Annotated in this window: 23 protein-coding genes; 16 read left to right on the top strand and 7 right to left on the bottom strand. The window is 71.4% G+C overall.

The window, feature by feature from the left end; translation table 11 throughout:
• The first annotated feature begins 213 nt into the window (after nucleotides 1-213).
• Nucleotides 214-969, top strand: a complete 756-nt coding sequence (locus tag AB0I03_RS07835) for an oxidoreductase (protein WP_360408263.1) — start codon at nucleotides 214-216, stop codon at nucleotides 967-969.
• Here AB0I03_RS07835 and AB0I03_RS07830 read toward each other — a convergent pair.
• The 3 genes from AB0I03_RS07830 to mqnE are packed head-to-tail and all read right to left on the bottom strand — an operon-like array spanning nucleotide 966 to nucleotide 2799.
• Entirely contained in the window at nucleotides 966-1211 is a 246-nt protein-coding gene (locus AB0I03_RS07830; protein WP_360408260.1) for a DUF4229 domain-containing protein, read from the bottom strand. The genes AB0I03_RS07835 and AB0I03_RS07830 overlap by 4 nt on opposite strands.
• Nucleotides 1208-1624 carry a hypothetical protein gene (locus AB0I03_RS07825; protein WP_360408257.1) on the bottom strand — a complete coding sequence of 139 codons (417 nt, stop codon included), beginning with the start codon at nucleotides 1622-1624 and terminating at the stop codon, nucleotides 1208-1210. Before AB0I03_RS07825 ends, AB0I03_RS07830 begins: the two co-directional genes overlap by 4 nt.
• Nucleotides 1624-2799: an aminofutalosine synthase MqnE gene (gene mqnE, locus AB0I03_RS07820; RefSeq protein WP_360408254.1), complete on the bottom strand. Its 1176-nt coding sequence runs from the start codon at nucleotides 2797-2799 to the stop codon at nucleotides 1624-1626. The genes AB0I03_RS07825 and mqnE overlap by 1 nt, the downstream gene beginning before the upstream one ends.
• Nucleotides 2800-3045: 246 nt before the next feature.
• Between mqnE and AB0I03_RS07815 the strand changes: the two genes are divergently transcribed.
• The 10 genes from AB0I03_RS07815 (at nucleotide 3046) to AB0I03_RS07770 (ending at nucleotide 13895) form a co-directional block, all read left to right on the top strand.
• On the top strand, nucleotides 3046-4410 hold the full coding sequence (locus AB0I03_RS07815) for a C40 family peptidase (protein WP_360408251.1): 1365 nt from the start codon (nucleotides 3046-3048) through the stop codon (nucleotides 4408-4410).
• 102 nt (nucleotides 4411-4512) lie between these two features.
• Complete coding sequence (locus tag AB0I03_RS07810; protein ID WP_360408248.1) at nucleotides 4513-7311, top strand: hypothetical protein; 2799 nt, start codon at nucleotides 4513-4515, stop codon at nucleotides 7309-7311.
• A 204-nt stretch (nucleotides 7312-7515) separates the two neighbouring features.
• A complete protein-coding gene (locus AB0I03_RS07805) occupies nucleotides 7516-7806 on the top strand; it encodes an HPr family phosphocarrier protein (RefSeq protein WP_360408245.1) in 291 nt (96 codons plus the stop codon).
• A gap of 199 nt (nucleotides 7807-8005) precedes the next feature.
• Nucleotides 8006-8947: a menaquinone biosynthesis protein gene (locus AB0I03_RS07800; RefSeq protein WP_360408242.1), complete on the top strand. Its 942-nt coding sequence runs from the start codon at nucleotides 8006-8008 to the stop codon at nucleotides 8945-8947.
• Nucleotides 8932-9705 (top strand): FAD-binding oxidoreductase, encoded by a 774-nt coding sequence (locus AB0I03_RS07795; RefSeq protein ID WP_360408239.1) that lies wholly within the window; start codon nucleotides 8932-8934, stop codon nucleotides 9703-9705. Before AB0I03_RS07800 ends, AB0I03_RS07795 begins: the two co-directional genes overlap by 16 nt.
• Before the next feature lie 69 nt (nucleotides 9706-9774).
• On the top strand, nucleotides 9775-10932 hold the full coding sequence (mqnC, locus tag AB0I03_RS07790; protein WP_360408236.1) for a cyclic dehypoxanthinyl futalosine synthase: 1158 nt from the start codon (nucleotides 9775-9777) through the stop codon (nucleotides 10930-10932).
• Nucleotides 10933-11292: 360 nt separating this feature from the next.
• Nucleotides 11293-12552, top strand: coding sequence for a type VII secretion target (locus AB0I03_RS07785; protein WP_360408233.1), 1260 nt, complete (start codon nucleotides 11293-11295; stop codon nucleotides 12550-12552).
• A gap of 12 nt (nucleotides 12553-12564) precedes the next feature.
• Complete coding sequence (locus tag AB0I03_RS07780; protein ID WP_360408230.1) at nucleotides 12565-13227, top strand: hypothetical protein; 663 nt, start codon at nucleotides 12565-12567, stop codon at nucleotides 13225-13227.
• Nucleotides 13228-13303: 76 nt separating this feature from the next.
• Complete coding sequence (locus tag AB0I03_RS07775; RefSeq protein ID WP_360408227.1) at nucleotides 13304-13588, top strand: hypothetical protein; 285 nt, start codon at nucleotides 13304-13306, stop codon at nucleotides 13586-13588.
• 61 nt (nucleotides 13589-13649) lie between these two features.
• Nucleotides 13650-13895 (top strand): hypothetical protein, encoded by a 246-nt coding sequence (locus tag AB0I03_RS07770; protein ID WP_360408224.1) that lies wholly within the window; start codon nucleotides 13650-13652, stop codon nucleotides 13893-13895.
• 46 nt (nucleotides 13896-13941) lie between these two features.
• Here the strand turns inward: AB0I03_RS07770 and AB0I03_RS07765 are convergent, their stop codons facing one another.
• From AB0I03_RS07765 to AB0I03_RS07750, 4 genes are all read right to left on the bottom strand, one after another.
• A complete protein-coding gene (locus AB0I03_RS07765; RefSeq protein ID WP_360408221.1) occupies nucleotides 13942-15189 on the bottom strand; it encodes a serine protease in 1248 nt (415 codons plus the stop codon).
• A gap of 273 nt (nucleotides 15190-15462) precedes the next feature.
• Nucleotides 15463-17232: an NAD-binding protein gene (locus AB0I03_RS07760; RefSeq protein WP_360408218.1), complete on the bottom strand. Its 1770-nt coding sequence runs from the start codon at nucleotides 17230-17232 to the stop codon at nucleotides 15463-15465.
• A gap of 55 nt (nucleotides 17233-17287) precedes the next feature.
• On the bottom strand, nucleotides 17288-18325 hold the full coding sequence (locus tag AB0I03_RS07755) for a GNAT family N-acetyltransferase (protein ID WP_360408215.1): 1038 nt from the start codon (nucleotides 18323-18325) through the stop codon (nucleotides 17288-17290).
• Nucleotides 18326-18397: 72 nt separating this feature from the next.
• Nucleotides 18398-19408: a lytic murein transglycosylase gene (locus AB0I03_RS07750; RefSeq protein WP_360408212.1), complete on the bottom strand. Its 1011-nt coding sequence runs from the start codon at nucleotides 19406-19408 to the stop codon at nucleotides 18398-18400.
• Nucleotides 19409-20097: 689 nt separating this feature from the next.
• On the opposite strand from AB0I03_RS07750, the gene AB0I03_RS07745 reads away from it, so the two are divergent.
• The 5 genes from AB0I03_RS07745 to AB0I03_RS07725 all read left to right on the top strand — a co-directional run bounded on the left by AB0I03_RS07745 (nucleotide 20098) and on the right by AB0I03_RS07725 (nucleotide 24779).
• Nucleotides 20098-21714, top strand: a complete 1617-nt coding sequence (locus AB0I03_RS07745) for an adenylate/guanylate cyclase domain-containing protein (protein WP_360408209.1) — start codon at nucleotides 20098-20100, stop codon at nucleotides 21712-21714.
• 329 nt (nucleotides 21715-22043) lie between these two features.
• Nucleotides 22044-23351 carry a glutamate-1-semialdehyde 2,1-aminomutase gene (gene hemL, locus AB0I03_RS07740; protein ID WP_360408206.1) on the top strand — a complete coding sequence of 436 codons (1308 nt, stop codon included), beginning with the start codon at nucleotides 22044-22046 and terminating at the stop codon, nucleotides 23349-23351.
• A complete protein-coding gene (locus AB0I03_RS07735; protein ID WP_360408203.1) occupies nucleotides 23348-24001 on the top strand; it encodes a histidine phosphatase family protein in 654 nt (217 codons plus the stop codon). Before hemL ends, AB0I03_RS07735 begins: the two co-directional genes overlap by 4 nt.
• Nucleotides 24002-24024: 23 nt before the next feature.
• Nucleotides 24025-24600, top strand: coding sequence for a TlpA disulfide reductase family protein (locus tag AB0I03_RS07730; RefSeq protein ID WP_360408200.1), 576 nt, complete (start codon nucleotides 24025-24027; stop codon nucleotides 24598-24600).
• Nucleotides 24597-24779, top strand: a complete 183-nt coding sequence (locus tag AB0I03_RS07725) for a hypothetical protein (RefSeq protein WP_360408197.1) — start codon at nucleotides 24597-24599, stop codon at nucleotides 24777-24779. The genes AB0I03_RS07730 and AB0I03_RS07725 overlap by 4 nt, the downstream gene beginning before the upstream one ends.

The following is a 24779-nucleotide window of genomic DNA, read 5'->3' as shown; positions in this document are numbered from 1 at the left end:
GGCATCTGGGACCGCCTCTCGCCGAACGGCCCGCGGGCGGTCGGCGGGCGGTCCGCGAAGGGTCCGGGAGCCGCAACGGGGGCCTTGCGGCGCCGATTCGGGAGGTATCGTCGGACCGGTGCACGATCCCGGACGCCGCACCGTCCTGTGACTGCCCTCTAGCCCGCCCAGTGCGCCGTTTGCGCGCTCCGCCCAAAAGGTAAGGTTCCGCCCGTGGATCCTCTCGCGCCTCTCCTCGAACTCTCCGAGGTCGCCGACGCCCTTGAGAACGCCAGAGCCAACGTGGACCGGATGCTGTGGCACGAGGCCCTCCGAGGCGGCGACGAGCTCGTAGCGACCGAAGTGGCCCTGCACAGCGCGTCCGCGACGCTGGCCCTCGACGGGTACGACTGCGACGTGGAGCGCCTGCGCGACCGGGACTTCGACGACCCCGCCGTCATCGGCGTCATGCGCGTCGTGGAGGCCCTGCCCGGCCTCGCCTCCATGTGGCCGGTCTCGCCCCGCTACGTGCTCGCGAAGCTGCACACGCTCGCCACGAAGGGGTTCCCCGACGCCGGCGTCGAGTTCGAGCCGGGCCGCATCGAGGTGGACGAGTCGGGGATGCACCGCATCAACGCCCTGTGCGCGCTGGTCACCAACCCCACCAAGGAGATCCCGGCCGCGATGGCCGCCGCGGTCGTGCACGGCGAGCTGCTCGCGGTGCGCCCGTTCCCGGTGGCGAACAACGTGGTCGCCCGCGCCGCCGCGCGCCTCGCGCTGGCGAGCAAGGGGCTCGACCCGAACCTGCTCATCACGGTGGACGCCGGGCACCTGGAGCGCGCGCCGGAGTACGTGGGGGCGCAGCGCGCCTGGTCCACGGGCACGCCGGACGGCGTGCGGTCATGGCTGAAGCACTACGGCAAGGCCCTCACCGCGGGTGCGGGGGAGACCCTGCAGATCTGCACGGAGCTGATGAAGGACGCCGGCTAGGCGTCGTCGCCCGCGAGCTCGGCGCGCAGGCGCCGCTTCTCCTCCTGGCGGCGCTTCGCGCCCGCGTCGATGTGGTCGATCATGGCCATCTGCTGGCGCCGCAGCACGGTGAACCCGATGACCATCGACACGAGCAGGCCGATCGCGAGCGCGTTCAGCACGTTGAAGAAGAACATGAGCGGGATGGCGACGACCGCGAAGATGGCCGCGCGGCTCAGGAAGTACTTGGCGATCGGGTTCATGCGACCCGCTCCTCTCCGAACGTCTTGATGCCCGCGAACCACAGCGGGCCGTACACGAGTGCGGCGGCGAGGCCGCCCAGGCCGCCGGTGAGCATCGGCGGCCACGCGACGGGCGCGATGATCGCGACGGCGAACCCGGCGGCGAGCCCCAGGAGGACGCCGACGAGCATGAGGCCCCAGCGGGCCGCGCCCGCGTAGCGCCGGAACTGCTCGGTGTACACCCACACCGTGGGCAGGGCCGCGATCCAGCCCGAGGTCTGGCCGAAGCCGCGCCCGGTCGGGAGGACGAACACGAGGTCGATGACGACCAGGACGACCGCGCCCATCACGAAGTACGCCAGGGCCGTGCCCAGGAGCTGCCCGAGGGTCTCGACCTTCGGGCGCTCCTGTTCGGGCTGCTTGCCTTGCGCCACTAGAACTTCACCGACTGCGGTTCGGCCCGCCGCTCGCCGATCGTCTGCGGCCCTTCGTATTCGCGCACGACCTCGTAGCGGGTGTTGCGCTCGACCGGCTGGAACCCGGCGTCGCGGATGAGCTCGAGGAGGTCCTCGCGGCCCATCTTGTCCGGGGTGCCGTACTCGTCGGCGTCGTGCGTGATCTTGTACTCCACGACCGAGCCGTCGAGGTCGTCGGCGCCGAACGACAGCGACAGCTGCGCGACGTCGAGGCCGTGCATGACCCAGAAGCACTTCACGTGGTCGAAGTTGTCGAGCAGCAGCCGCGAGACCGCGAAGACCTTCAGCGACTCGGCCGGGCTCGCCATCGTGGTGCGCGCCTGCAGCTTGTTGCGGATCTTCCCGTCCTTGGAGTCGTGGAAGTCGTGCTGGTAGCGCAGCGGGATGAACACGGCGAAGCCGCCGGTCTCGTCCTGGAGCTCGCGCAGGCGCAGCACGTGGTCGACGCGGTGGCGGGGCTCCTCGATGTGGCCGTACAGCATCGTGGCCGGGGTGCGCAGGCCCTTCTGGTGGGCGAGGCGGTGGATGCGCGACCAGTCCTCCCAGTGGCAGGCGTGGTCGACGATGTGCTGGCGGATCTCCCAGTCGAAGATCTCCGCGCCGCCGCCGGTGAGCGACTCGAGGCCGGCCTCGATGAGCTCGTCGAGGATCTCGCTCGCGCCGAGGCCGGAGATCTTCTCGAACCACTGCACTTCCGTTGCGGTGAAGGCCTTCAGGTTCACCTGCGGCAGGGTCTCCTTGAGCGCCTTGAGGACCCGCGGGTAGTACCGCCACGGGAGCGTCGGGTGGAGGCCGTTGACGATGTGCAGCTCGGTGGGCGCGTCGCCCTTCATCTGCTCGGCGAGGGCCACGGCCTGCTCGACGCGCATCGTGTACGCGTCGGTCTCGCCGGGCTTGCGCTGGAACGAGCAGTACGCGCAGGAGGCGGAGCACACGTTGGTGAGGTTGAGGTGCCGGTTGACGTTGAACATGGTCCGGTCGCCGTTCTTGGCGGTGCGGACGCCGTGCGCGAGGCGCCCGAGCCAGGCGAGGTCGTCGGTCTCGTAGAGGCCCACGCCGTCCTCGAAGGTCAGCCGCTCGCCGGCCGCGAGCTTCTCCTCGATGCCGGCCTTGAACTCGGCGTTGTCGTCCATGGCGCTCCCAACGTTGTGGCGTTTCCGCCAGGGTAGCCCCGCCGGAGCGCAGGTCTGGGATCGCACGTTGCGGGATGTGAGGCCGTGAACGCGAACGCGGCGGCCGCCGAAACGGGTCCTGGGGCGCGGATCGCTCGGCACGAGGTGTTCATCGACACGACACCCGAGTGGCGGGCAACCGCAGATGCGAGCCTTGCGTGTCTTCGGTACAGTATTCGTGGCCTCCCCCACAGAAGGACACCTCACATGCGCGTTACACGGTTCGGTGCCCGAGTGATCGCCGCCGCCGGAGCGGCCGCCGTCGTCTTCGGTGGCGCCATGCCGGGATTCGCCGAACCCGGTGTCACGGTCCCCGACGACGGCAACCGGCCCGCCGGCAGTGCCACCGACGACGCCCCCGTCACCAACCCCGCGGCCGGCGGCGGGCCTCTCAGCGCGCAGATCCTCACGGCCGAGGCCGACGTCGCGCAGCTCGCCGAGCAGACCACCGCCGCCCAGGAGGAATGGCTGCAGCGCGAGACCCGCCTCGTCGACGCGCAGGCCGACTGGGCCGCCACGCTCGCCGAACTCGAGACCGCCCAGGCCGCCCTCGACTACGCCGCTGGCGAGGCCTACGCCGACACCGCGGGCCTGCCCGACACCGAGCTCCCGGACCTCACCGGCCTCACCCCGCTCGGCGGCGAATGGGACCTCCCGAGCCTCAACGCCGACTTCGAGGACGCCGCCACCGCCGAGTCCGTCGCCCGCGCGTCCCTCGACGCCGCGACCCTCTCCGCCGACCGCTCCGAGGACCGCTACATCGTCCTCGACGCCGAGTTCGACCGCGCCCAGGCCGCCCTCGACGAGCTCATCGCCGACAACCGCGAGGAACTCGATGAGATCGAGGACGCCCGCGACGCCGCCGCCGCCCAGCACTCGCACGACTTCTCGTCCGAAGTGGACGGCTGGGACGCCGCCCCCGCAGCGAAGAAGGCCGTCGAGTACGCGCTGGCCCAGCTCGGCGACCCGTACGTGTGGGGCGCCGAGGGCCCCGACTCGTTCGACTGCTCCGGCCTCGTCCAGGCCGCGTACGCCTACGCGGGCGTCTCCCTGCCGCGCGTGGCCGCCGACCAGTACAACGCGACCCGCGACAAGCCGGTCGACACCGAGAAGCTCCTCCCCGGCGACCTCCTCTACTGGTGGGACGACCCGGGCAACTGGCGGTCCGTCTACCACACCGGCATGTACCTCGGCGACGGCAAGATGGTCGTCGCCCCGCGCACCGGCGACGTCGTCAAGATCAGCTCCATCTGGTTCGAGAACTTCGCTGGCGCGCACCGCGTGGTCGACGCCGTCAAGACCGACCCGGACGCCGAGGACCCCACGCAGACGCCCACGGACAAGCCGACCACCCCCAGCCCGCGTCCCCCGACGTCTCCCCCTGACGACGAGACCGAGTCGCCCGACCCGGAGCCCACCGACAGCGAGTCGCCCTCGCAGTCGCCCTCCCCGAGCGAGTCGCCGAGCCCGTCCCCCAGCCAGGAGACGCCGTCCGACGACGGCCAGGAGACGCCCGATCCGCCCGCGTCCGACTCCGATGCCGCGGTCACGACGCGCGATCCCGATGCATAGGGGTATTGCACGGTAGTGGGAAGGCGCGCACGGGACGCCACCGGTTGATGGCACGATGGTTGTTGAGTTGCCCGAACGACGCTCCAGCCCCGAGGAGGCTCCGTGGACGGAAACAGCTGTAGCTCCTGCGGCCAGCGACTGACGTCCGGGCAGCGCCGCTGCCCGCAATGCGGAGCGCCGCTGCCGCCGCCGCTCGGCGGCTTCCCGGCCGAATCCGGACCCTACGGCGCCTCCGGCTCATACGGGGCCGCACCCGCTTACGGCGCGGCGGCGGTGCCGCAGTACCCGCCGCCGGCCGAACCGTCCTACGCCCCGCCCGGGGCGCCCCAGGGCTACCCGCCCCCGCAGGGCCAGGCCTACGGCTCCGCGGCCGTCCCCGAACCCCAGTACGCGCCCCCGGGCGTCTACCAGCCGACCGCCGACCCCTACGCGAACCAGGGCCACGCCGCCCCGCAGTACGGCCAGCCCGGCCAGCCGGGCGCGAACCCGCCGCCCGCCCAGAACTACGCCGCGCCCGGAAGCTGGGCCCCGCAGGCCGCGCCCCCGGGCATGCCGCCGCAGAACGCCGCACCGGCACACGGTTCCGCCGCAGTGCCGCAGTACGGCGCGCCCGTCCCCGGCCACCAGGCACCGCACTCCGGCTCGGCCCAGGTGCCCGCCTACCCGCAGCAGGGCATGGCGCCCGGCCCCGCCTCCGGCTCGGCCGCAGTGCCGCCGTACCCGCAGCAGCAGTACCCGGCGCACCCGTCCGCCCCGCCGCCGTACCAGCAGCCGCAGTCGTTCCAGTCAGCACAGGCGTTCCAGTCCGCGCCGCCGTTCCAGTCGGCGCAGTCGCTGCCGCCGGTGGCGGCCGCCCCGCCGACCTCCGCACCCTTCTCGCCACCCGTCCCGGAAGCCTTCGCAGCGCCGCCGGTCCCCGAACCGCAGTTCACGGCCCCGCCCGCACCGGCCGCCTCGTTCGCCGAGCCGCCCGCGTCCTCGCCGGTCACCGGCGCGCCGTTCGCAGTGCCGACCGCGAACAGCGCGTTCAGCCTGCCCTCGGCCGAGTCCGGCGCGTTCGGCGCCACCGCCGCCGACCAGCCCGCCGTGCCCGAACCCATGCCCGACGGCACCCAGATCCTGCGCATCAGGCCGAACGCGGCGGCACCAGCCCCGTTCGCGGACCCGGAACCGCCCGCGGCCGCGCCGGAAGCGGCCGGTTTCAGCGTGCCGTCCGCCGAGAACGTCCCCGGCGCGGCCTACTCGGCGCCGGTCCCCGCCCCCGCGGCGGAGGTCCCGGTCCAAGCGGCACCCGCCGATTCGGCGCCGGTCGACGAGGACCAGCCGCTGGAAGAGGCGCACGAGAGCGCCGACGAGACGCCTGCGGCACCGGCCATGACCTTCAGCGTCCCCGAGGTCGAAGCCCCCGCCGCCGCTGCGCCGGGCGGCGGCCCCACGGTCGTCGAGGCCGTCGAGGAGGAGGACGGCGCCTGGGAGGACCTGCCGGACCCCGATGACGACGACGAGGACGCCGAACTCTCCGAAGAGGCGGAAGCCTCGCTGGCGGGCCTGGGCGACGACGTGCCCGGCGAGTCCCTGCCGCCCGCACCGGCCGACGCCCCCGGTGTCGGGTCCGATGAGGACGATGCGCCCATCGCGCCCGCGCTGGATGCGGCCCTCGCTGAGGCGGCGGTCGTGGAAGCACCGAGCCCGGGTGCGGACCTGGCCGAGTCGCCCGAGGACGCCCCCGATGCCGCCCGAGCGGTCGGCATCGAGGTGCCGGAAGTGGACGACGCGCCGGAGCCCGTCGCTGCGACTCCGCCTGCGCCCCAGCCTGTCGAGGAACCCGAAGCGTTCGGCGCGCCGGGCGGCGGCCCCACGGTCGTTGAGGCCGTCGAGGAGGACGACGACGGCGCGCTGGACGACCTGCCCGATCCCGAACCGGAGGACGGGGACGTCGAGCTCTCCGCCGCGGAAGAGGCTTCCCTGGCGGGCCTGGGCGACGACGTGCCCGGCGAGTCCCTGCCGCCCGCACCGGCCGACGCCCCCGGTGTCGGGTCCGATGAGGACGATGCGCCCATCGCGCCCGCCCTCGACGCGGCCCTCGCGGAAGCGGCGGTCGTGGAAGCGCCGACCCCTGGGGCGGATCTCGCCGAGTCGCCCGAAGACGCCCCCGATGCCGCCCGAGCCGTCGGGATCGAGGTCCCGGAACCCGAAGCAGACGAAGCGTCCACTTTCGAGTCCGAGCCGCCGATCCTGACCGATTCGCAGCCGACGCCGCCCGGGCCGCTGCCCGACCCGCTGCCCGGTCCGGCCCCGACGCCGCCGCAGCCGGAACCGCCGCGCCCCGATCCGGTGCCGCATCCCGAGCCCACACCGCCTGCGCCGCAGCCTGAACCGGTGCCGAACCCGGAACCGACGCCGCCGCGTCCCGAGCCGACCCCGCCGCAGCCGGAGCCGCTGCCGCCCAATCCTGAGCCGGGCCCGCCGATGCCGCGCCCCGAGCCTTCGCCGGTGCCGACGCCCGAGCCGCTGCCGCCGAACCCCGAGCCGGGGCCGCCCATGCCGCCGATGCCGCGCGTGAACGACAGCCCGTTCTCGGACGCGGCCCCGATCGACTACGAGCCGGAGCCTGCTGCGCCCGAGCCCGAGCCCGAGCCGGAGGAAGAGTCGAAGTCGGCGGTCGAGGCGGCGCGCAAGAAGATCGTGAACGCGCCGGACATCAGCCTGTTCGAGGAGCCTTCGACCAAGACGGGCGCACACCAGCTGCCGACGGCGAAGCCCATCGTGGATGAGGCGGACGGGTTCCGGCCGGGCCGCGCCCGGGTCGCGAACCTGCTCGACCGCTCTGAACTGCCCGATCACATCCCGCTCCCGCGCCCCACGGTCTACGGCGCCAAGCCGGAAGAGGACGAGGGCTAGGAGCGCGGCGTTCGGTTCTGGGAACGACCCGGAACGCCGGCGAACGCCGAGTGCCCCACTTTCCGCGGCATTCGCCGAAAACGCGTCCGCCGTCCCCGGCCGCAGTTCATCCTGGTGCTGACGGGCCGCTCGACGCGGCCCTCAGACTTCGCGGGAAGGGCCGTCGCCGGCCCGCCGCCCGCGTGATCGGGGAGGGTGAGCCACATGGCGGAACGCCGTGTCACAGTGACCACGGAGGTCGGCATCCAGGCGCGGCCCGCGACGGTCTTCGTCGGGACCGCCGCCGAGTCCCGCGCCGACGTGGCGATCGCGAAACCGGGCGGGGAACCGCACGACGCCAAGTCGATCCTGCAGGTGCTGACCCTCGACGTGCGGCCCGGTGACGAGATCGTCCTGTCCGGCGAGGAGGAAGCGGTCCTCGACCGGCTCGTCGCCCTCGTCAGCGGCGCCGCCGACACGGGCGCCGCCGACATCGGCGACATCGACGAGGCCTGAGCACCAGCGCCGAGCGCCGCCCGGACCGAACGCCCGGCCGACGTCAGACTCGAGCGTTCGAGCACCGCCGGCACCGAACACATGCACCGCCGGACCGGGCGATCCCACCATCCGGTCCGGTTCGCCGCTCGCGGTGATGTCCGCGACGCCGCAACCGCTCACGTACCTCCTAGCCGCGCGACCGGCTACGGTCGAAACCGTGAACATCGCACGGCGCCCCAGGGTCGGCCATATCGCGTTCCTGAACTGCCTCCCCATCTACTGGGGACTGGCACGGACCGGCGCGCTCCTCGACATCGACCTCCACCGGGCCGCGCCGGACGAGCTCAGCCGCCGCCTCGTCGCCGGCGACCTCGACATCGGCCCGATCACCCTGGTCGAATACCTGCGCCACGCCGACGACCTCCTCCTGATCCCGGACCCGGCCGTGGCCGCTGACGGCCCGGTCCTCAGCGTCAACCTCGTCACCAGGACCCCCCTCGCCGACCTCCCGGCCGTCCCGCGCGTCTCGCTCGCTTCGACCTCCCGCACCGGCGTCCTCCTCGGACAGATGCTCCTGGAGGACCGCTACGGCCGCAAGCCCGAATACACCGTGACCGCGCCCGACCTCGAGTCCGCGCTCGGCAGCGCCGCCGCGAACCGAGCCGACGCCGCCGTCCTCATCGGCGACGAGGCCCTCCGCGTCTTCCACGAGCACCGGCAGCACGGCCCGGACGGGCTGCACGTGCTCGACCTCGCCGCCGAGTGGAAGGACTGGACCGGACTGCCGATGGTCTTCGCCGTCTGGGCGGTCCGCCGCGACTACGCCGAGGCCCACCCCGGCCTCGTCAAGGACGTCCACCTGGCCTTCCGCGACTCGGTGCAGCGCAGCCGCGAGGAGATCGACGAGGTCGTGGCCTCCGCCGCCCGCTGGGAGCCGTTCCCGCCCGCCGCGCTCGCGGAGTACTTCGAGCGCCTCCAGTTCGGCCTCAGTGAGCGGCACCTCGCCGGGCTGCGGGAATTCGCGTCCCGTGCGTCCCGTTATGCCGATATGGCCCCCCTCCGGGGCGACGGGCCCGAGTTCTTCGCGACCGAACCGGTGACCCGGTTCTCAGACCCCGAGACGGACGACGAAGGGACCCTGCTGTGGCCGTCGAGTTGAAGAAGCCCCGCAAGAACCGCCCCGCCTGGCACAAGCTCACGGTGAGCCGCGTCCGGCCGCTCACCGAGGACGCCGTCGAGGTCACCCTCGCCGTGCCCGAGGAGCTCCGCGCGGCCTTCGACTTCAAGCCCGGCCAGCACCTCACCTTCCAGCGCGTGGAGGCCGACGGCGCCGAAGTGCGCCGCTCCTACTCGCTCGCCTCCACCCCGCGCGAGCTCGCCGAGCACGGCACCCTGCGCCTGGGCATCCGCTCGATCCCCAAGGGCACCTTCTCCGGGTACGCGAACCGGCAGCTCCTGCCGGGCGACGTCCTCGAAGTCCTCCCGCCGCTGGGCCACTTCTGGACCGAGATCCGCCCCGACCGCCACTACGGCTCCGTCGTCGCGGGCTCGGGGATCACCCCGATCATCGCCATCGCGACCGCCGCGCTCGAGGCGGGCGCCACCGTGACGCTCCTGTACTCCAACCGCACCGAGGCGTCCACGATGTTCGCCGCCGAGCTGTGCGAGCTGCAGCGCGAGCACGGCCCGCGGCTGCGGCTCCACCTCGTGCGCACCCGCGCCGAGGGGGACACCCCGCTGCTCACGGGGCGGCTCACGCCCGAGCGGCTCGGCGAGGTCATCGACGCCGGGCTCGTGGACCCGCACGAGGTCGACGAGTGGTTCCTCTGCGGCCCCTACGAGATGGTGCTGGGCGTCAAGGACGTCCTCGAAGCGGCCGGGGCGCAGCGGATCCACACCGAGCTGTACACGGTCTGAGGCGAGACGCACGAGTCACTGCGCGCGGGCGCACTGTCCCGGGCGCCGCTGCGGCGATACGCTTCGTGCATGGCCGAGATTGACGATGTCCTCGCCCGCGCCGCCGACGGCGGCGCCATCAGCGCCGAGGAAGCCCTGCTGCTCTACACCGAAGCGCCCTTCCACCCCCTCGCCGAGGCCGCGGACGCGGCCCGTCGGCGCGTCATCGGCGACAACATCGTCACCTACCTCATCGACCGCAACATCAACTACACGAACGTGTGCGTCACCGCGTGCAAGTTCTGCGCCTTCTACCGCGCCCCCAAGCACGACGAGGGCTGGGCGCACCCGATGGAGGAGGTCCTGCGCCGCTGCGGCGAGGCCGTGGGCCTCGGTGCGACGCAGGTGATGCTGCAGGGCGGGCACCACCCCGACTTCGGGGTCGAGTACTACGAGGAGCTGTTCTCCTCGGTCAAGCGCGAATACCCCGAGCTGGTGATCCACTCGATCGGGCCGTCGGAGATCGCGCACATGTCGAAGGTCTCCGGCGTCGAGATCGACGAGGCCATCCGCCGCATCAAGGCCGCCGGGCTCGACTCGATCGCGGGGGCCGGGGCCGAGATGCTGCCGGCGCGCCCGCGCACGGCGCTCGCGCCGCTGAAGGAGTCGGGGGAGCGCTGGCTGGAGATCATGGAGGCCGCGCACCTGCATGGCCTGGAGTCGACGGCGACCATGATGATGGGCACCGGTGAGACCGCGGCCGAGCGGATCGAGCACCTCCGGATGATCCGCGACGTGCAGGACCGCACGGGCGGGTTCCGGTCGTTCATCCCGTGGACGTACCAGCCGGAGAACAACCACCTGAAGGGCCGGACGCAGGCGACGACCCTCGAATACCTGCGGCTCCTGGCGACCGCGCGGCTGTTCTTCCACAATGTCAAGCACCTGCAGTCGTCGTGGCTCACGACCGGGAAGGCCTCGGGTCAGCTGAGCATGCACCTCGGCGTCGACGACCTCGGTTCGATCATGCTGGAGGAGAACGTGATCTCCTCGGCGGGCGCGCGCCACCGGTCGCGCCTCTCGGAGCTCATCGACCTGATCCGCACGGCCGACCGCATCCCGGCCCAGCGCAACACGCTCTACGAGCGGCTGTCGATCCACTGGACCCCCGAGGACGACCCCCAGGATGATCGCATCCGCTCGCACTTCTCGACCATCGTGACCGAACTCCAGATCCAAGCGAAGTAAACATCGCTGAAAGGCCCCGGCCGCAAGGCCGGGGCCTTTCCGATGCCCGGATCCTCAACCGTCGCAATCGGTCTGGAGCCGGCCGGCGACTGCTTTCAGGCCTCGGCATGGTCGAGCGGCCCTCGGCATCGCGGCCGTCCTCACGATCCTCATCGTCGACTGTGCGAGCCTCCGTTCGATCCCAATGGCCCGCTTCAACTTTCGCGGACCTGGCCTTTGGCGCGAACCGCTTACACTGAGCCATGCCAGTGCCCGGTCGGCGCATCGAAACGCTTGGTGACGACGTCCATTTTCAAGCGATTCTCAACCAGTACCACCTCGGAAACCGCCCCCGCTCCCAACACGGAAGGACCCCCTCGAATGGCAGACCCCAACGCTGAGCAGCATGGCTCCGACATCACGCATTATTCAGAGGTCGCAGAAACTCAGGGAGGCTCCAGTGTGACGGCTCTGCCGTTCGCTGGACGCGGATTCGGCATTGCAACAGCGATCTTCAACGACACGGATGGTGACACCAGTGTCCAAGACGCTGCAGGCGACATCGGAACGCAAGTCGCCCTGCTCGGCGTCGACGCGACACTGTCGCTCCTCGACCCGATCGGCGCCCTGGCCAGCGCGGGGGTGACAATCGTCCTCGACCTCGTTCAGCCTCTTGATGACCTGCTGCTCTGGGTGACCGGTGACAACGGCGAGATGCAGCGCCAGATCGATGTGCTGGCGCAGGTGCAGACCGCGCTTGAAGCGATGAACCAGGAAGTCCAGGATGCCATTGACAGCAACCTGACCGCGTGGGAAGGGCAAGCCGCTACTGCGGCGATCGACGAGATCGGCGGGGTCTCGGCTGCGGCACATGCGATCGGAAAGGGCGCAGGCGACCTTGCACAACTACTCGACTGGGCCAGGCTGATTGCAGTCGCCATTTACAGCATCATAAAGGGGATTCTGAGCGAACTAGTCGCATGGCTCATCACCAGAGGGGTCGCCGCCTTGGCAGCGAGCATCGTGAGTGCGGGGGCCTCGGTGGCGGCGTTCTTGGTGAGCGCAGCCGTCAAAGCTATCCGGAACCTGCTCAAGGCCACTCGGAAGTTCGCGATCGCCCAGAATATCTTTCGAAAACTGATCGTAGTCCTCCGCAAGATCAAGGTCGCCGATCGAGCGAGCATGACGATGTGGAAGGAGCTGCTGAAGAAGGTCGGCACCAGCCTGATCCCGGCGGCGCTCACGAACATCCCTACACTCATCAGCCCACTGACAGGGGCTGCCACCCCGAATACGGGCTTTCTGCATGAGGGCGTCGGCTCGTCCGGCTCGCTGCAGGTCGAAGTCGATGAGCTCGCGGCACTGGCATCAGCCCTTGACGCCCTTGCCCCGAACGCCGATGCCATCGGAGGCGTTGCAGCTGAGGCCGGTGCGGCTGAGATGACGTGGGGAGTCACCGGGCTGTTCTTCGAGCAGCCGTACCTTGACGGCTGCGCGGCTCTGGTCGAATCGGTATCCGACCTTGCCGCTGCCCTGCGGAACGAAGCCGAAAACCTTCGGTCATGCGCCGACAGCTATTCCCAAGCCGACGAAGAGATCGCCGCTGAGCTTGAGCAACTCGTTGCGGAGCTCAATGCTTGACAGGAGTTGACCTTGAACGAATATCGTGCTTTCGTCCCGGAGCGAGACGCGAATCCGCTGCTGCAGAGCCGGTACCTTGCGGCCGGCGAGCGGATCTCGTGGATCTCCCTTGAGGGTGTCCAGCACTATCTTGTAACTGGGCGTGAGCCCAAGGGCGGCGCTCGGCCGAAGAGGGAGAGCACATGGTGGCTGCTTCTCAAGATCATGCTGGTCCCGATCTGGTGGCCCCTGCGGTGGGCTTTCTGGGTATTTGCGGAGAACGGTGATCGGCTCTTCCCGCCTTGGACTGCCCGGCCGAAACCGCCGAGGTCCATCGCCTTCGGTTCTCAGCTCGACTGCATGGCGGTGAGAGCCTTGCGGGACCGCACTTGGGCGAAGGGCGCAGGAGTCTGGCTGCTTACCGATCGCCGTTTCGCGAGACTGACATTCGACCGTGACCCGAAACTGGGAGGCCAAGTGTTCTCACGCGGAGAAGCGAGAACCGCCACGCTCCCGAGGGAGCCGGTCAACCTGACAGTGGATCTCGAGATCCCCGCGTCGCAGGTCCGGTTTGAGCCGAATCTCGAACGCCGCCTGCCTAAGGATTTCGACCCGCGTGCCGCGGTGTACCACCGCATCACGTTGCCGGACGGCTCGGGATTCGACATCTGCGCGGACCCTGTCGAATCAGGTTGAATGCCATCGTCGAACCCGGGGCCGTCGAACCGCGGCGCGTTGGCGCTCTGCTTCACAAGGGAGGCTCATCCACCGCATGAGTGACGTAGCCGATGAGCACGAAGCGATCGCCCGTGTGCGGGCGTATGCGCAGGAGCGGCTTCCGGACTACCCGACTCAGGAGCTGGTCGCAGTTCGGTTCGCGATCGGCTGGACTGTCTTTCCTTGGAGCGGTCCTCAGGACATCACCACTCTCCGATGCGGGCAGATGATCTTCCTCATTGGTGATTCGGGGCAGATCATGGAGGGATCGGGAAGCCGCCCGCCCGGCGAGCGGCAAGCCGAGTTCATACGGCGATATGGCGGGGAATCTCGTGAGTGAGCAGGGGTCCGGACTTTCGGGTGGGCGGCGTGAGTCTCGTTGTCCGCACGATGGGGTACTCATGCCGTTCTCGCCTAGGTATCCGAAAGCGCTGTGCGTCGGCTGCGTCGGGCGGGCGACCGATCTGGAAGGGCGGCGGGTCGCCCTGGGGAACACCAGCCTCGGCGGCGGTTTCCAGGCGGTTCATGCCGACGACGGCTCGGTGTGCGAGCAGGTGACCGATGACGGAATCGTATTGGTCGACGGCGTTCGGTACCGGGCCGGCGAAGCTCGTTTCGGCGGGGCGGTGGTCCAGCCGGAATCCTGAATCTGCGAACAGCGGGGCCGGCCCCGCTGTTCGCAGATGCAGACCGTCAGATGAGGTGGCCGATTTCCTTTTGGATGAGCTGGACGTTGACGCCGGAGTTGGGGCAGCCGCCGAAGTGGTGGAGGGCGATGACCTCGTGGGTCTCGCGGGAGAGGACCGGGGAGCCGGAGGAGCCGAATTCGGTGTCGCAGTAGTAGGAGATGTCGCTGTTGGCGACGTATCCGTCGTAGGTCTCGTGCTTGACGACGCAGTTGCCGCCGTCTACTGAGGACTCGATGGCGATCTCGGTGGGCCGCCCGGCGGGGTGCTGCGGGATGTAGATCGCCTCGCCGCTGCGGGCCGCGCGGTCGGAGAGTTGCAGGAAGCCGAAGGGCTCGATCCGCTCGAAGTCGTCGACGGTGAACAGCGTGTAGTCCAAGGACTTCGAGGTCGCGAGCACCTCGGCGCCGCGCACCTTCACGGGGGCGTTCGTGATGTCGGTGCCGCACGCCACGCAGTCGTACCCGAACCACACCTCGGTGTTCTGCGCCTCCTGCGTCTCGGTGAAGCAGTGGTGGTTGGTCAGCAGCCGGTTCTCCTCGCCCACCCGGAACGCCGTACACAGTACGGTTCCGTCGATGAGCAGGCGCGCCACCGGTTCGGCGTGGTCCACGATGGTCGGATGGGACGTGCGGTAGCAGACCGAGGAGCGCTTCTCGTCGCCCTCGCAGATGCTCTCCTCCGGGCGCGCGTTGTCGGCGCGCTCCTGCGCGATGGCGTCCACCTCGTCCTCGGTGAACCCGTACGCGGCCTTGTCGATCAGCACGCCGAGCGCCGACGAGCCGCCGCCGGACTCGCGGTGCAGCTCGACGATCGCGGTGTCGCCGGTGATCGAGGTCGCCCACTGGTCGATGAGCGACTCCTCGTACCGGTACGACTCGGCGCCGTCGGGGCTGGAGACGGTCACGAAGTCGCCCGTGTTGAGCAGCAGCCGTTCAAAGTGGACCTTGACGTACCCGGCGTCGGGGCCCGTGACCTTCAGGACGTCGGCGTCGTCGGCGTAGGTCAGCGACTCGGTCAGCTCGGTGACCTCGCCGACGTCGACCAGGCCGAGCAGTTCGTCGTCCACCGGCAGGAGCTCGACGGTGTCGCCCAGCGCGTCGTCGAGCACCGTCGTCACCGGGTCGTCCTCGGCGAACGCGCTCGGCACCACGACCGCGGCTCCGCCCAGCGCGATCGATCCGGCCGCCGCCGCCATGACGAGTTTGCGCCGCTTGCGTTCGGCCCCGCTCTGCCCGGTTGGTGGATTCCGCACGCTTGCCGCCACGGTCGGCCCCTTTCGTGAGAGATGTGTCGACCGTTCAACGAGCGAGGCGGGCGGAAGTTGCGCCGCCGGAGGGTGTGAAGGCGTGGGTCACATGCGAACGCGGCGTCCGGGACCGCGCCGGGGAGCGCCCCGAACTGGTCCCGTCCCGCGCCGGGCCGGGCGTCCGGTACCGGCGACCGTCGACCTGCGCCCGTCCCGCGTCCTGGACCGCTCACCCGCCGCCCTCGCCGCCCCGCAGCGGCCCCGGCACCGCGCCGGGGTCTACCAGTCCGCCCCTCCCGGGCGGCAGCGCTCCAGGATGTCGTTGAGGCCCTTGCGCGTCGCGACCACCAGGAGCGTGTCGCCGCTGCCGACCCGGAACGCCGCGTCGGGGTTCCAGCTGATCGTCCCGCCCGCGCGCTTGACGGCGAGGAGCCGGTGCGAGCCCACCTTCGTCGCCCGGTGCGCCGCCGCGTCGTCCATGTCCGAGCCCTCGCCGACCTCGAACGCCTCGATGTACGCGATGTGCCCGCGCACCGGGATCGTCACGAGCACCTTGTCATCGGTCAGCGCCTGCGCGAAACTCGCCGAGGCCACCTCGGGCGCACTGTAGGACGCGTGCGGCGGCGCCTCCTGCACCGGCGTCGCCCGGTTCAGGTTCTGCCGGATCAGCGCCGCGAACTCCGGGTTGTAGATCCGCATGACCGTGCGCAGGCCCGGGTTGCACTCCAGGCCCGAGAGCGCCGCCTCCAGGTTCGACTCGTCCTGCTTCGCCATCGCCACCAGCGAACGGCAGTGCTTGATGTTCGCCTCCGCCAGGAGCTCCTGGTTCGACCCGTCGCCGAACAGCACCTGCGCGCCCTTCGCCCGCGCGGCCCGCACGCCCATCGCGTTGCGGTTCTTCTCGATCGCGATCACCGGGATCTTCCGGTCCCGCAGCTGCTCCACGACCCGGGTCCCCATGTTGCCCAAGCCGACCACGATCACGTGCTCGCGCACCTGCCGGGTGCGGCGGCCCTCCGACAGCGCGTACCGCCGGTCCACGACGGCCTGCACGATCGCACCGGTCGCGAACGGGATCAGGAGCGAACCGGTCAGCACGACCACCGCCTGCGTGGCCTTCAGCAGGCGGCTGGCCTCCATGTCCGGGTCGATGCCGCCGCCCGCCATGAGCGCGAGCAGGTAGAACACCTCCCCGGTGCCGTCGGCCGAGTTCGCGCCGCTGGGCCGGAAGTGCAGCACCAGGAACCCGAACGTGAACACCGCGAACAGCACGAGCGCGAGCACCACGAGGCTCTTCGTGAGCATGCCCCGCAGCGCGCTCAGCGCCTCCTTGACCGCGAGCGTCGCGTTCGTCAACTTCGGACGGAGCTGCCCGGGCTTCTTGTCCGGCGAGAGCCACAGGTACCGCAGCGCCTCGTTCTCGTCCTCGGGGATGAGCTCGACCCCCGCCTGGTTCCCGCCCGCGACCACCCACTGCGCCTCGGCGCGCTCCTCGCGCTGCCGCGACAGGTAGAGCCGCCGCCCCCAGATGTCGATCTCGCCCGGCGGCAGCTGCTGGAGCGCCGCGAGCGCGTACGTGTCCGCGACCATGTCGGCGTCCGACTGGACGTACACGCCGTCCTCGTCGTCGCCGAGGAGCTTCTGGATGTTCGCCCGCAGCCCGCTGTTGTACATGCGGATGACCAGCCGCGGCAGCGACTCGTCGCCGAGGTAGTGCGACATCTCGCGGATCTTCAGCGCCATGTGGAGGTTGCCCACGTCGTTCTGGTCCATGAGGGCCACCGCGTAGGCGTCGGTGAGCCCGGCCCGGCGCACCGTCTCGGCGGTGACCACGGGCTGGCTGAACACCTGCAGTTTGCGGTTGACCTCGGCCTCGCGGCGGATCTCCTCGCGCTGGCCGCCGGGGCCCTCGGCGAAGACCGCGGTGACGTGGAACGCGTAGCGTTCGATGAGGTGCTTGATGAAGCGGAGCGTCAGGCCGTTGTCGCCCACCACGATGACTCGGCGCTCGTGGCCGTCGTCGGCGTAGCGGGTCTGCCGGGGGTGCATGGATGAATTCTACGGACAGTTCGCAAACGATTGCGGCCCAAGTAACTTGGGATTTTCAGTGCTTGCGGGAGAGGCGGGCGAGGAGTTTGTCCACGTCGGCCTCGTAGTCGTACCAGTCGACGTCGTGCACGAAGCCGAGTTCGGCGTTGATCCAGCGCACGTCGTCGGCGGTCTCGAGGGTCCAGGTCTGGACGTCGACGAGCTGCGGTTCGGCGCGGCGCAGCTCCGTGAGCAGCCGGGCCTTCATGGTCATCGCGAGCCCGTAGGAGCGGTGCTGGGGGGCGACGACGGTGTCGTACTGGTCGGCGCGGGTGGGCCGCTGCGCGGAGACGACGAGCTCGGTGAGGCCCACGACGTGCCCGAACGGCTCGGCGAGGGCGACGGCGATGTGCGAGCGCATGCCGCGCCGGGCGAGGGTCTGGAAGGAGTCGCGCAGGGCCGGCGCGTAGGCCGAGCCGCGCCACTCGGGCACGAACGCGACGTTCCCGGGGCTGGACCGCAGGTTCGCCTTGACGTCCGCGTAGGAGTCCATGAGGCGGTCGGGGACGCCCCCGGCGTGGTACTCGAGGCGGTACCCGGCGGCGAGGCGCCCGGCCGCGTGCTCGATCTTCTCCCAGTCGATGTCGGCCCAGCGCAGGAGGTGCCGCTGCTCGACCACGTTGCGCGAGAAGCCGTGCCGGTCGTAGAAGCCGACTGCGGGGGTGGTCGCGATGACCTCGACGGCGAGGGTCCGGCAGCCGTTCGCCTTCGCGCACTCGGCGACGGCCCGCAGCAGGCGCGAGCCGACCCCCTTGCCGCGCGCGGACGGCCGGGTGGACATCTCCACGACCCCGGTCCCGCCCCGCTCGCCCCCGCCGCTGCCCCCGAAGAGGATGAGGCTCGCATGGCCCACGAGGTCGCCGTCCGCGTCGCGGTCCATGAACAGGAACCGGCGGTCGTCCGGGAGCGACCCGGTGAGGTAGTCGCTGAGGCGGTCGGTGCGCCAGCGCGGCTCGCCCGGCATGTCGGCGGCGGTCATGTCGTTGAGCACCGAGCACCAGTCGCGGAGGTCGTCGGCGGTCATCTCGCCGGGAGCGAGCTGCTTCAGGGGCATCTCTTATCCTTACCCGAAATCGTCACCGAACGGAACCCCCTCCTCACAGCATGCAGCGATTCGGGGGTGCTGTCAGGCGGTGCTCATCCTGCCGTACTCGTCGGCGCGGTCGAAGACCTTCTTGACGTAGTCCTCACGCGGGTTGTAGCTGTACACGGCGGCGTACCAGCCGTCGGGCGTGCTCATGTCGCGGTCGCCGTGGCAGAGGTAGTTGGCGGCCGCGGTGACGGCGTCGTCGATGTCGTGCGGGTTGGACCTGCCGTCGCCGTCGCCGTCGGCCTTCCAGCTCTCCCATGTGCTGGGGAGGAACTGCATGGGGCCCATCTCGTCGTACCCGGAGCCGATGATCTCGGTCAGGGTGGTGCCGTCGGCCTGGATCTGGTTGCCGTTGGTGGTGCCGTGGGTGGTCTCGGTGGCGCCGATGCCCGCGAGGGTGGTCCAGGAGAGGTTGCAGCCGGGGTTCTGGGCGGCGGAGACGAGCTCGCCGCGGCCGTAGGCGACGAGGGCGCGCTGGGGGATGCCGAGCGAGCTGAGGCTCGCGGCCCACGTGTCGAGGCCGGCGGGACCGGCGGGGGTGGTGGCGGCGCTGGTCGGGGATTCGGTCGTGGCGTTCTCGGTGGGGGCGAGGATGTCGCCGACGGGCGTGGACTCGGCGGGCAGGCCCGCCGCGGGGGCCTCGGCGACGGCCCCTTCCGGGGAGAGCGCGAGCGGCGTCTCGGAGGCCTCGGGGGTCGGCTCGGTGCCGAAGGACCAGGCGGGGCCGGCGCCGGGGACGACGAACCAGCCGGCGGCGAGCGCGCCCGCCAGTGCGAGCGTGGTGACGACGACCTGGACGCTGAGGCGCCCGGCCGGGGCGCGCAGCCCCCGGTAGGCGGTGCGCACGCCCCTGCCGGTGGCCTTGGTGCCGCGCCAGATTCCCTTGACGCCGAGCCACAGCGCCCGCGGGCTCGCTTTGACGGCGCGCCACAGCACCCGCGGGCCGGCCTTGACGGCCCGCCACAGCAGTCTCGGGCTGCGGCGCAGCGCGCGGAGGGCGAGCCGGGGGAGGGCGGCGATGCGGCGGAGGAGGGTCGCGAACCACACGGGAGGGGGTCGTCCTTTCTGTTCTCGGTCGAGGCGCTGCTGGTCGGGGCGTTGCTCGGATGTTCCTGGTCGGGCGCTGCTCGGCATTGCCCGACGCCGCCGCGGGATGCTGCGTGCAGCAGCGCCGCCTGCGGCAGTGCCGGCGAGTCGGCCGGCGCCGGTGCCGCGGTGCCGGAGGGCGCCCGGGCCCCGGCGGACCGCCGTGTGGCGGCGTTGCGGGGCGCGTTCGCGAGGGACCGGACTGAAAGCGAGTATTCCCTAGTTTCGTCCCCGCGGGCAACGCCTGAGCGCCAATAATTCCGAAATCGGCCGCGACCGGTTGGCGTGCGACTCGTTCTCCAAACGGACACGGTGGTTGCCACGAGCAAACCCGCGGCGAGAGCGTCTCATGTTCACGTCTGCGCTGGAAACGGCGTTCAGACCGAGTGCCAGTTCCCATCACGGCAGGTAACCGACTGAGATGGGGGTGACACTGTGAGGCCGCTGGGCATTGTGCCCGCGCACCAGCGCGCCACAGCCCGGCATACGGGGGCTGAACGAAAGTTGATCGACACGTGGATACGACAACGGCATCGCACACCGCACTGACAGCCATTGCCCCTCCCCTCGGGGACAACGGATCGGAGTACCGGAACGCGTCCAATGCGAATGGCGGCTGCAACGGCGCGGCCAGTGCCGGAAGCAACACTGTGGACCGTGGCAGCGCCGCCCGGCCCGCCCCGCTGCCCTCCGGCGACGTCACGTTCATGTTCACCGACATCGAGGGTTCGACCCGCCTCGCCTCCGGCCTCGGCGCCGAGCGCTACCGGGTCGTGCTCCACCGCCACCGCGCGCTCGTCAGAGAGGTCCTGCGCGCCACCGGCGGCACCGAGATCGACACCGAGGGCGATTCGTTCTTCGTGGCCTTCCACGACGCCGCGGACGCCTGCGCCGCCGCCATCGGCATACAGACCGCGCTGCGCGGCGCGGAGTGGCCCGAGCACGACGGCCACAGCCTCCGCCCCAAAGTCCGCATAGGACTCCACACCGGCGAGGCCTGGCCCTCCGCGGGCGGCTACGCCACTCCCGAAGTCCACCGCACCGCCCGCATCTGCTCCGCCGCACACGGCGACCAGATCCTCGCGTCGGCCGAGTGCGCCGCCGCCGCCGGACTCCCGCCCGCCGCCGTCCACCGCCTCGGCGACTTCGAACTGCGCGGCCTGCCCGGCGCCACCGAACTCGTCCAGCTCGCCGCACCCGGACTCCCCACCGCGTTCCCGCCGCCGCCCGTGCGGCCCCTCACCCATCACCTGCCCGCCGACCTCAAGACGCCCGTCCCGCGGCCCTGGGAGTACCGCGAACTCGACCGCGCATTCACCACCCACCGCCTGGTCAGCCTCACCGGCCTCGGCGGCTGCGGCAAGACCACCGTCGCCAAGGCCTGGGCCAGGCGCCGCCTCGCGTTCCACGAGCACGGCGTCTGGTACTGCCGGGCCGGCGCCGACCTCGGCACCGCCCTCCTCCGCGCGCTCGGCCGCAGACCCGAGCTCTTCCGACCGGCCCTCGACACGGCCGCCGACCGCCTCCGGGAGTCCGACGCGCTCCTCGTCCTCGACGACCTCGACCGCACCCACGCCGCCGACATCGCACAACTGCTCCACGACTGCCCCCGCGTCGCGGTCCTCGCCGTCGGCGCCCGCCCCCTCGAACTCCCCGGCGAGGCCAAACGGGCCCTCGGACCCGCGCCCGACGACGTGAGCGCCGCGATCCTCGCCGGATACTGCGAAGAGCGCGGCGCCCCGTGGACCGCCGCGGACTGCCGGCCCCTCGCGGCCGCCGTCGAAGGCTTCGTCCCCGCACTCACCGCACTCGCCGAGGTGACCGCCCTCGGCTCGCCCGGCGTCGCACTCCGGTACCTCAGCGACGACCCGGTCGGGGCCCTCGACGGCGGCGGCCGCTTCCGGGCCGCGGTCGACGAAGCGGTCGCGGCCATCTCCGGCCCGGCGCGCGCGGTGCTGCTCGAACTCGCGGCGCGCTCGGGCGGCGCCACCGTCGACGCGGTCCTCGACCTGTGCCGGCAGCGCGACGGGAGCCTCGAAGCGCTCGTCGAACTCGTGGACGTCGCCCTCGTGGTGATCGAACGGCCCGCCATGGACCAGGCCGTCTACCGCGTCCCCGCGCCGCTGCGGTGGCTCCTCACCGGCACGGCCCCGGCGCTGGCCGAGGCGCCCGCTGAGCGGACGCGGCCCGCGGTCGCCGCGAGCCTCGCGGACCGGCTCGTGCACCCGGTGAACCTCGACGGCGCGCGCCTGCGGGCGGTCGCCTAGCGCGCACCAGGGGCCAGCGGCCGGCGGGCACCTCGCCCGCCGGCCCGGCCGACCCCGGCCGCCGGAGACCTCTTTCGAGGGACAGTTCGGCTTCCGGGCCCGTTTTCGGCCCTGTTCTTGTCGGACCCGCGCGGGAGGATCGAGCGTGCGCTGATCTTTCCCCTCTCGTGGTGGGTGGGGGGTTGTGGACGGCCTTTCGCCGAAGCGACCGCGAACCGCCGCACACTCCCGCATACCGCCCGGCCCCGCACGCGCGCCGCGGATGGCCCGCGCGATAGCAGTGCGGGCCGATCCGGGCCGGCCCGCGCCGCGTGTGCGATGCTGAGCCCGTGACTGACAGGCAACCGCAGGCCGCTCGAACCCACACCGCCTCCGCCGCCGCCATCGCGCGCGCCGCCCAGGTCATCCCCGGCGGCGTCAACTCGCCCGTCCGCGCCTTCCGCGGCGTGGGCGGCGACCCCGTGTTCATCCGCGAGGCCTCCGGCGCCCGCATCACGGACGTCGACGGCAACGTCTACATCGACCTCGTCGGCTCCTGGGGCCCGCTCATCCTCGGCCACGCCCACCCCGGCGTCGTCGCGGCGCTCACCGAGGCCGCGTCCCGCGGCACCTCCTACGGCGCCCCCACCGTCGGCGAGATCGAGCTGGCCGAGCTCATCGTCGAACGCACCCCCTGCGAGATGGTCCGCCTCGTCTCCTCCGGCACCGAGGCCACCATGAGCGCCGTGCGCCTGGCCCGCGCCGCCACCGGCCGCGACAAGATCATCAAGTTCGCCGGCTGCTACCACGGCCACGCCGACTACTTCCTCGCCGAAGCCGGCTCCGGCGTCGCCACCCTCGGCCACCCCGACTCACCGGGCGTCCCGGCCTCCGCCGCCGCCGACACCATCGTCGTCCCCTACAACGACATCAACGCCGTCGAAGCGGCCTTCGCCAAGCACCCCGGCCAGATCGCCGCGATCATCACCGAGGCCGTCCCCGGCAACATGGGCGCGATCGCACCGCTCGACGGCTTCAACGAGAAGCTCTACGCCGCGGCCCGCGCCCGCGGCGCGCTCCTCATCTCCGACGAGGTCATGACCGGCTTCCGCGTCGCCCCCGGCGGCCTCGCCGCCCCCGCCGACCTCTACACGTACGGCAAGGTCATGGGCGGGGGCCTGCCCGCCGCCGCGTTCGGCGGCCGCGCCGACCTGATGTCGCAGGTCAGCCCCGCCGGGCCGGTCTACCAGGCCGGGACCCTCTCGGGGAACCCGCTCGCGGTCGCCGCCGGCCTCGCGACGCTGCGCGCCTGCGACGACGCCGTCTACCGCACGCTCGACGCCACCGCCGCCGAACTGCAGCGCATGGCGACCGAAGCGCTCACCAAAGCCGGTGTCCCGCACTACGTCTCGGCCCCCTCGAACCTCTTCAGCGTCTTCTTCGCCGAAGGGCCGGTCCGGAACTTCAGCGAGGCCAAAGCGCAGGACACCGAGGCGTACGGCGCGTTCTTCCACGCGATGCTCGAGAACGGCGTCTACCTGCCGCCGAGCGCCTTCGAATGCTGGTTCACCTCGGCCGCAGTGGACGAGGAAGCCCTGTCACACATCGAACAGGCCATGCACACAGCGGCCGAAGCCGCGGCTAAGGTGCGCTCATGAGCGGCTCCACGACCATCGTCCACCTGCTGCGCCACGGCGAGGTCCACAACCCCGACGGCATCCTCTACGGGCGCATCCCCGGCTTCGGCCTGTCCGAGCTGGGACGCGAGATGGCCGTGGCCGCCGCCGAGCGCCTCGCCGGACGCGACGTCGTCCACGTCGGCGCCTCCCCGCTCCAGCGCGCGCAGGAGACCGCCGAACCGGTGGCCGCCTCGTACCGCATGGACGTCACCACCTACGACGGCCTCATCGAGGCCGGGAACTCCTTCGAGGGCCTGCGGGTCGGCGTCGGCGACGGCGCCCTGCGCCACCCGCGCTACTGGTGGCGCGTGCGCGACCCCTTCCGCCCCTCCTGGGGCGAGGCGTACCTCGACATCGCGCGCCGCATGATGGACGCCGTCGAGCAGGCCCGCCTCGCCGCCGAAGGGTCCGAGGCCGTCCTCGTCAGCCACCAGCTGCCGATCTGGACCGCCCGCCGCTTCGCCGAGCGCAAGCGCCTGTGGCACGACCCCCGCAAGCGCGAATGCGCGCTCGCCTCGATCACGAGCTTCGTCTACGAAGGCGCCAAGCTCGCCCGCATCGAGTACGCCGAGCCCGCCGCCCACCTGGTCCTCAAGTCCGAGTCCGCTCGGAAGGCCAAGGGCGCCTAGCGATGGGCCTGCGGCGGAGGACGATGCTGGCGGCTGTGCCGCTGCTGGCCCTCGCCGCCTGCTCCGAGCAAGGCGGCGAGAACGCGAACCGCGTCAACGAGATCAACCGCGACCGGTTCGTCTCGGGCGACGGCTCCAACTACCGCTGGGAGGAGCCCTCCGAGCGCTTCGCTGCGCCCCGCCTCACCGGCGACGACCTCGACGGCAACCCGATCGACACCGACGACTGGGCCGGATCGGTCCTCGTCGTCAACTTCTGGGGCTCCTGGTGCCCGCCCTGCGTGGCCGAGGCCCCCTACCTCGTCGAGGCCGCCGCCGAGCTCGAGGCCGAGGACGTGCAGTTCCTCGGCGTGGACATCCGCGACACCCTGGACCCCGCGAAGGCCTTCGAACGCCGCTGGGCCGTCCCGTACCCGTCGATCAACGACGAGCCGGGCCGTATCGCCGACCAGTTCGTCGACTACGGGCTCTCCCCGAACGACATCCCCGCCACCATCGTGATCGACGCCGAGCACCGGGTCTTCTCCATCTGGCGCGGCGCGCTCGACGACGCCGAGACCCTGATCGCCGACGTCCGCAAAGCCCTGGAGCCGTCATGAGCACGCCGCCAGCCCCGCAGAACGCCCTCCGCAAGGCCGCCAAAGGCGCCGTGATGGCCGGGACCGCCGCACTCGCCGCCGTCGCGGTCGGCACGCTCGTCAAGCGCCGCCTCGGCGGCACCGCGCAGTCCGGCCCCGCCGCCACTGCTGACCCCTTGCCGCGCAAGGAGTCCGAGTGA

It is taken from the genome of Glycomyces sp. NPDC021274 (genome assembly GCF_040641195.1).
Taxonomy (GTDB): Bacteria; Actinomycetota; Actinomycetes; order Mycobacteriales; family Micromonosporaceae; genus Glycomyces.
The sequence above is the reverse complement of the archived record's forward strand: the minus strand, read 5'-3'. Positions and strand labels throughout refer to the sequence as shown.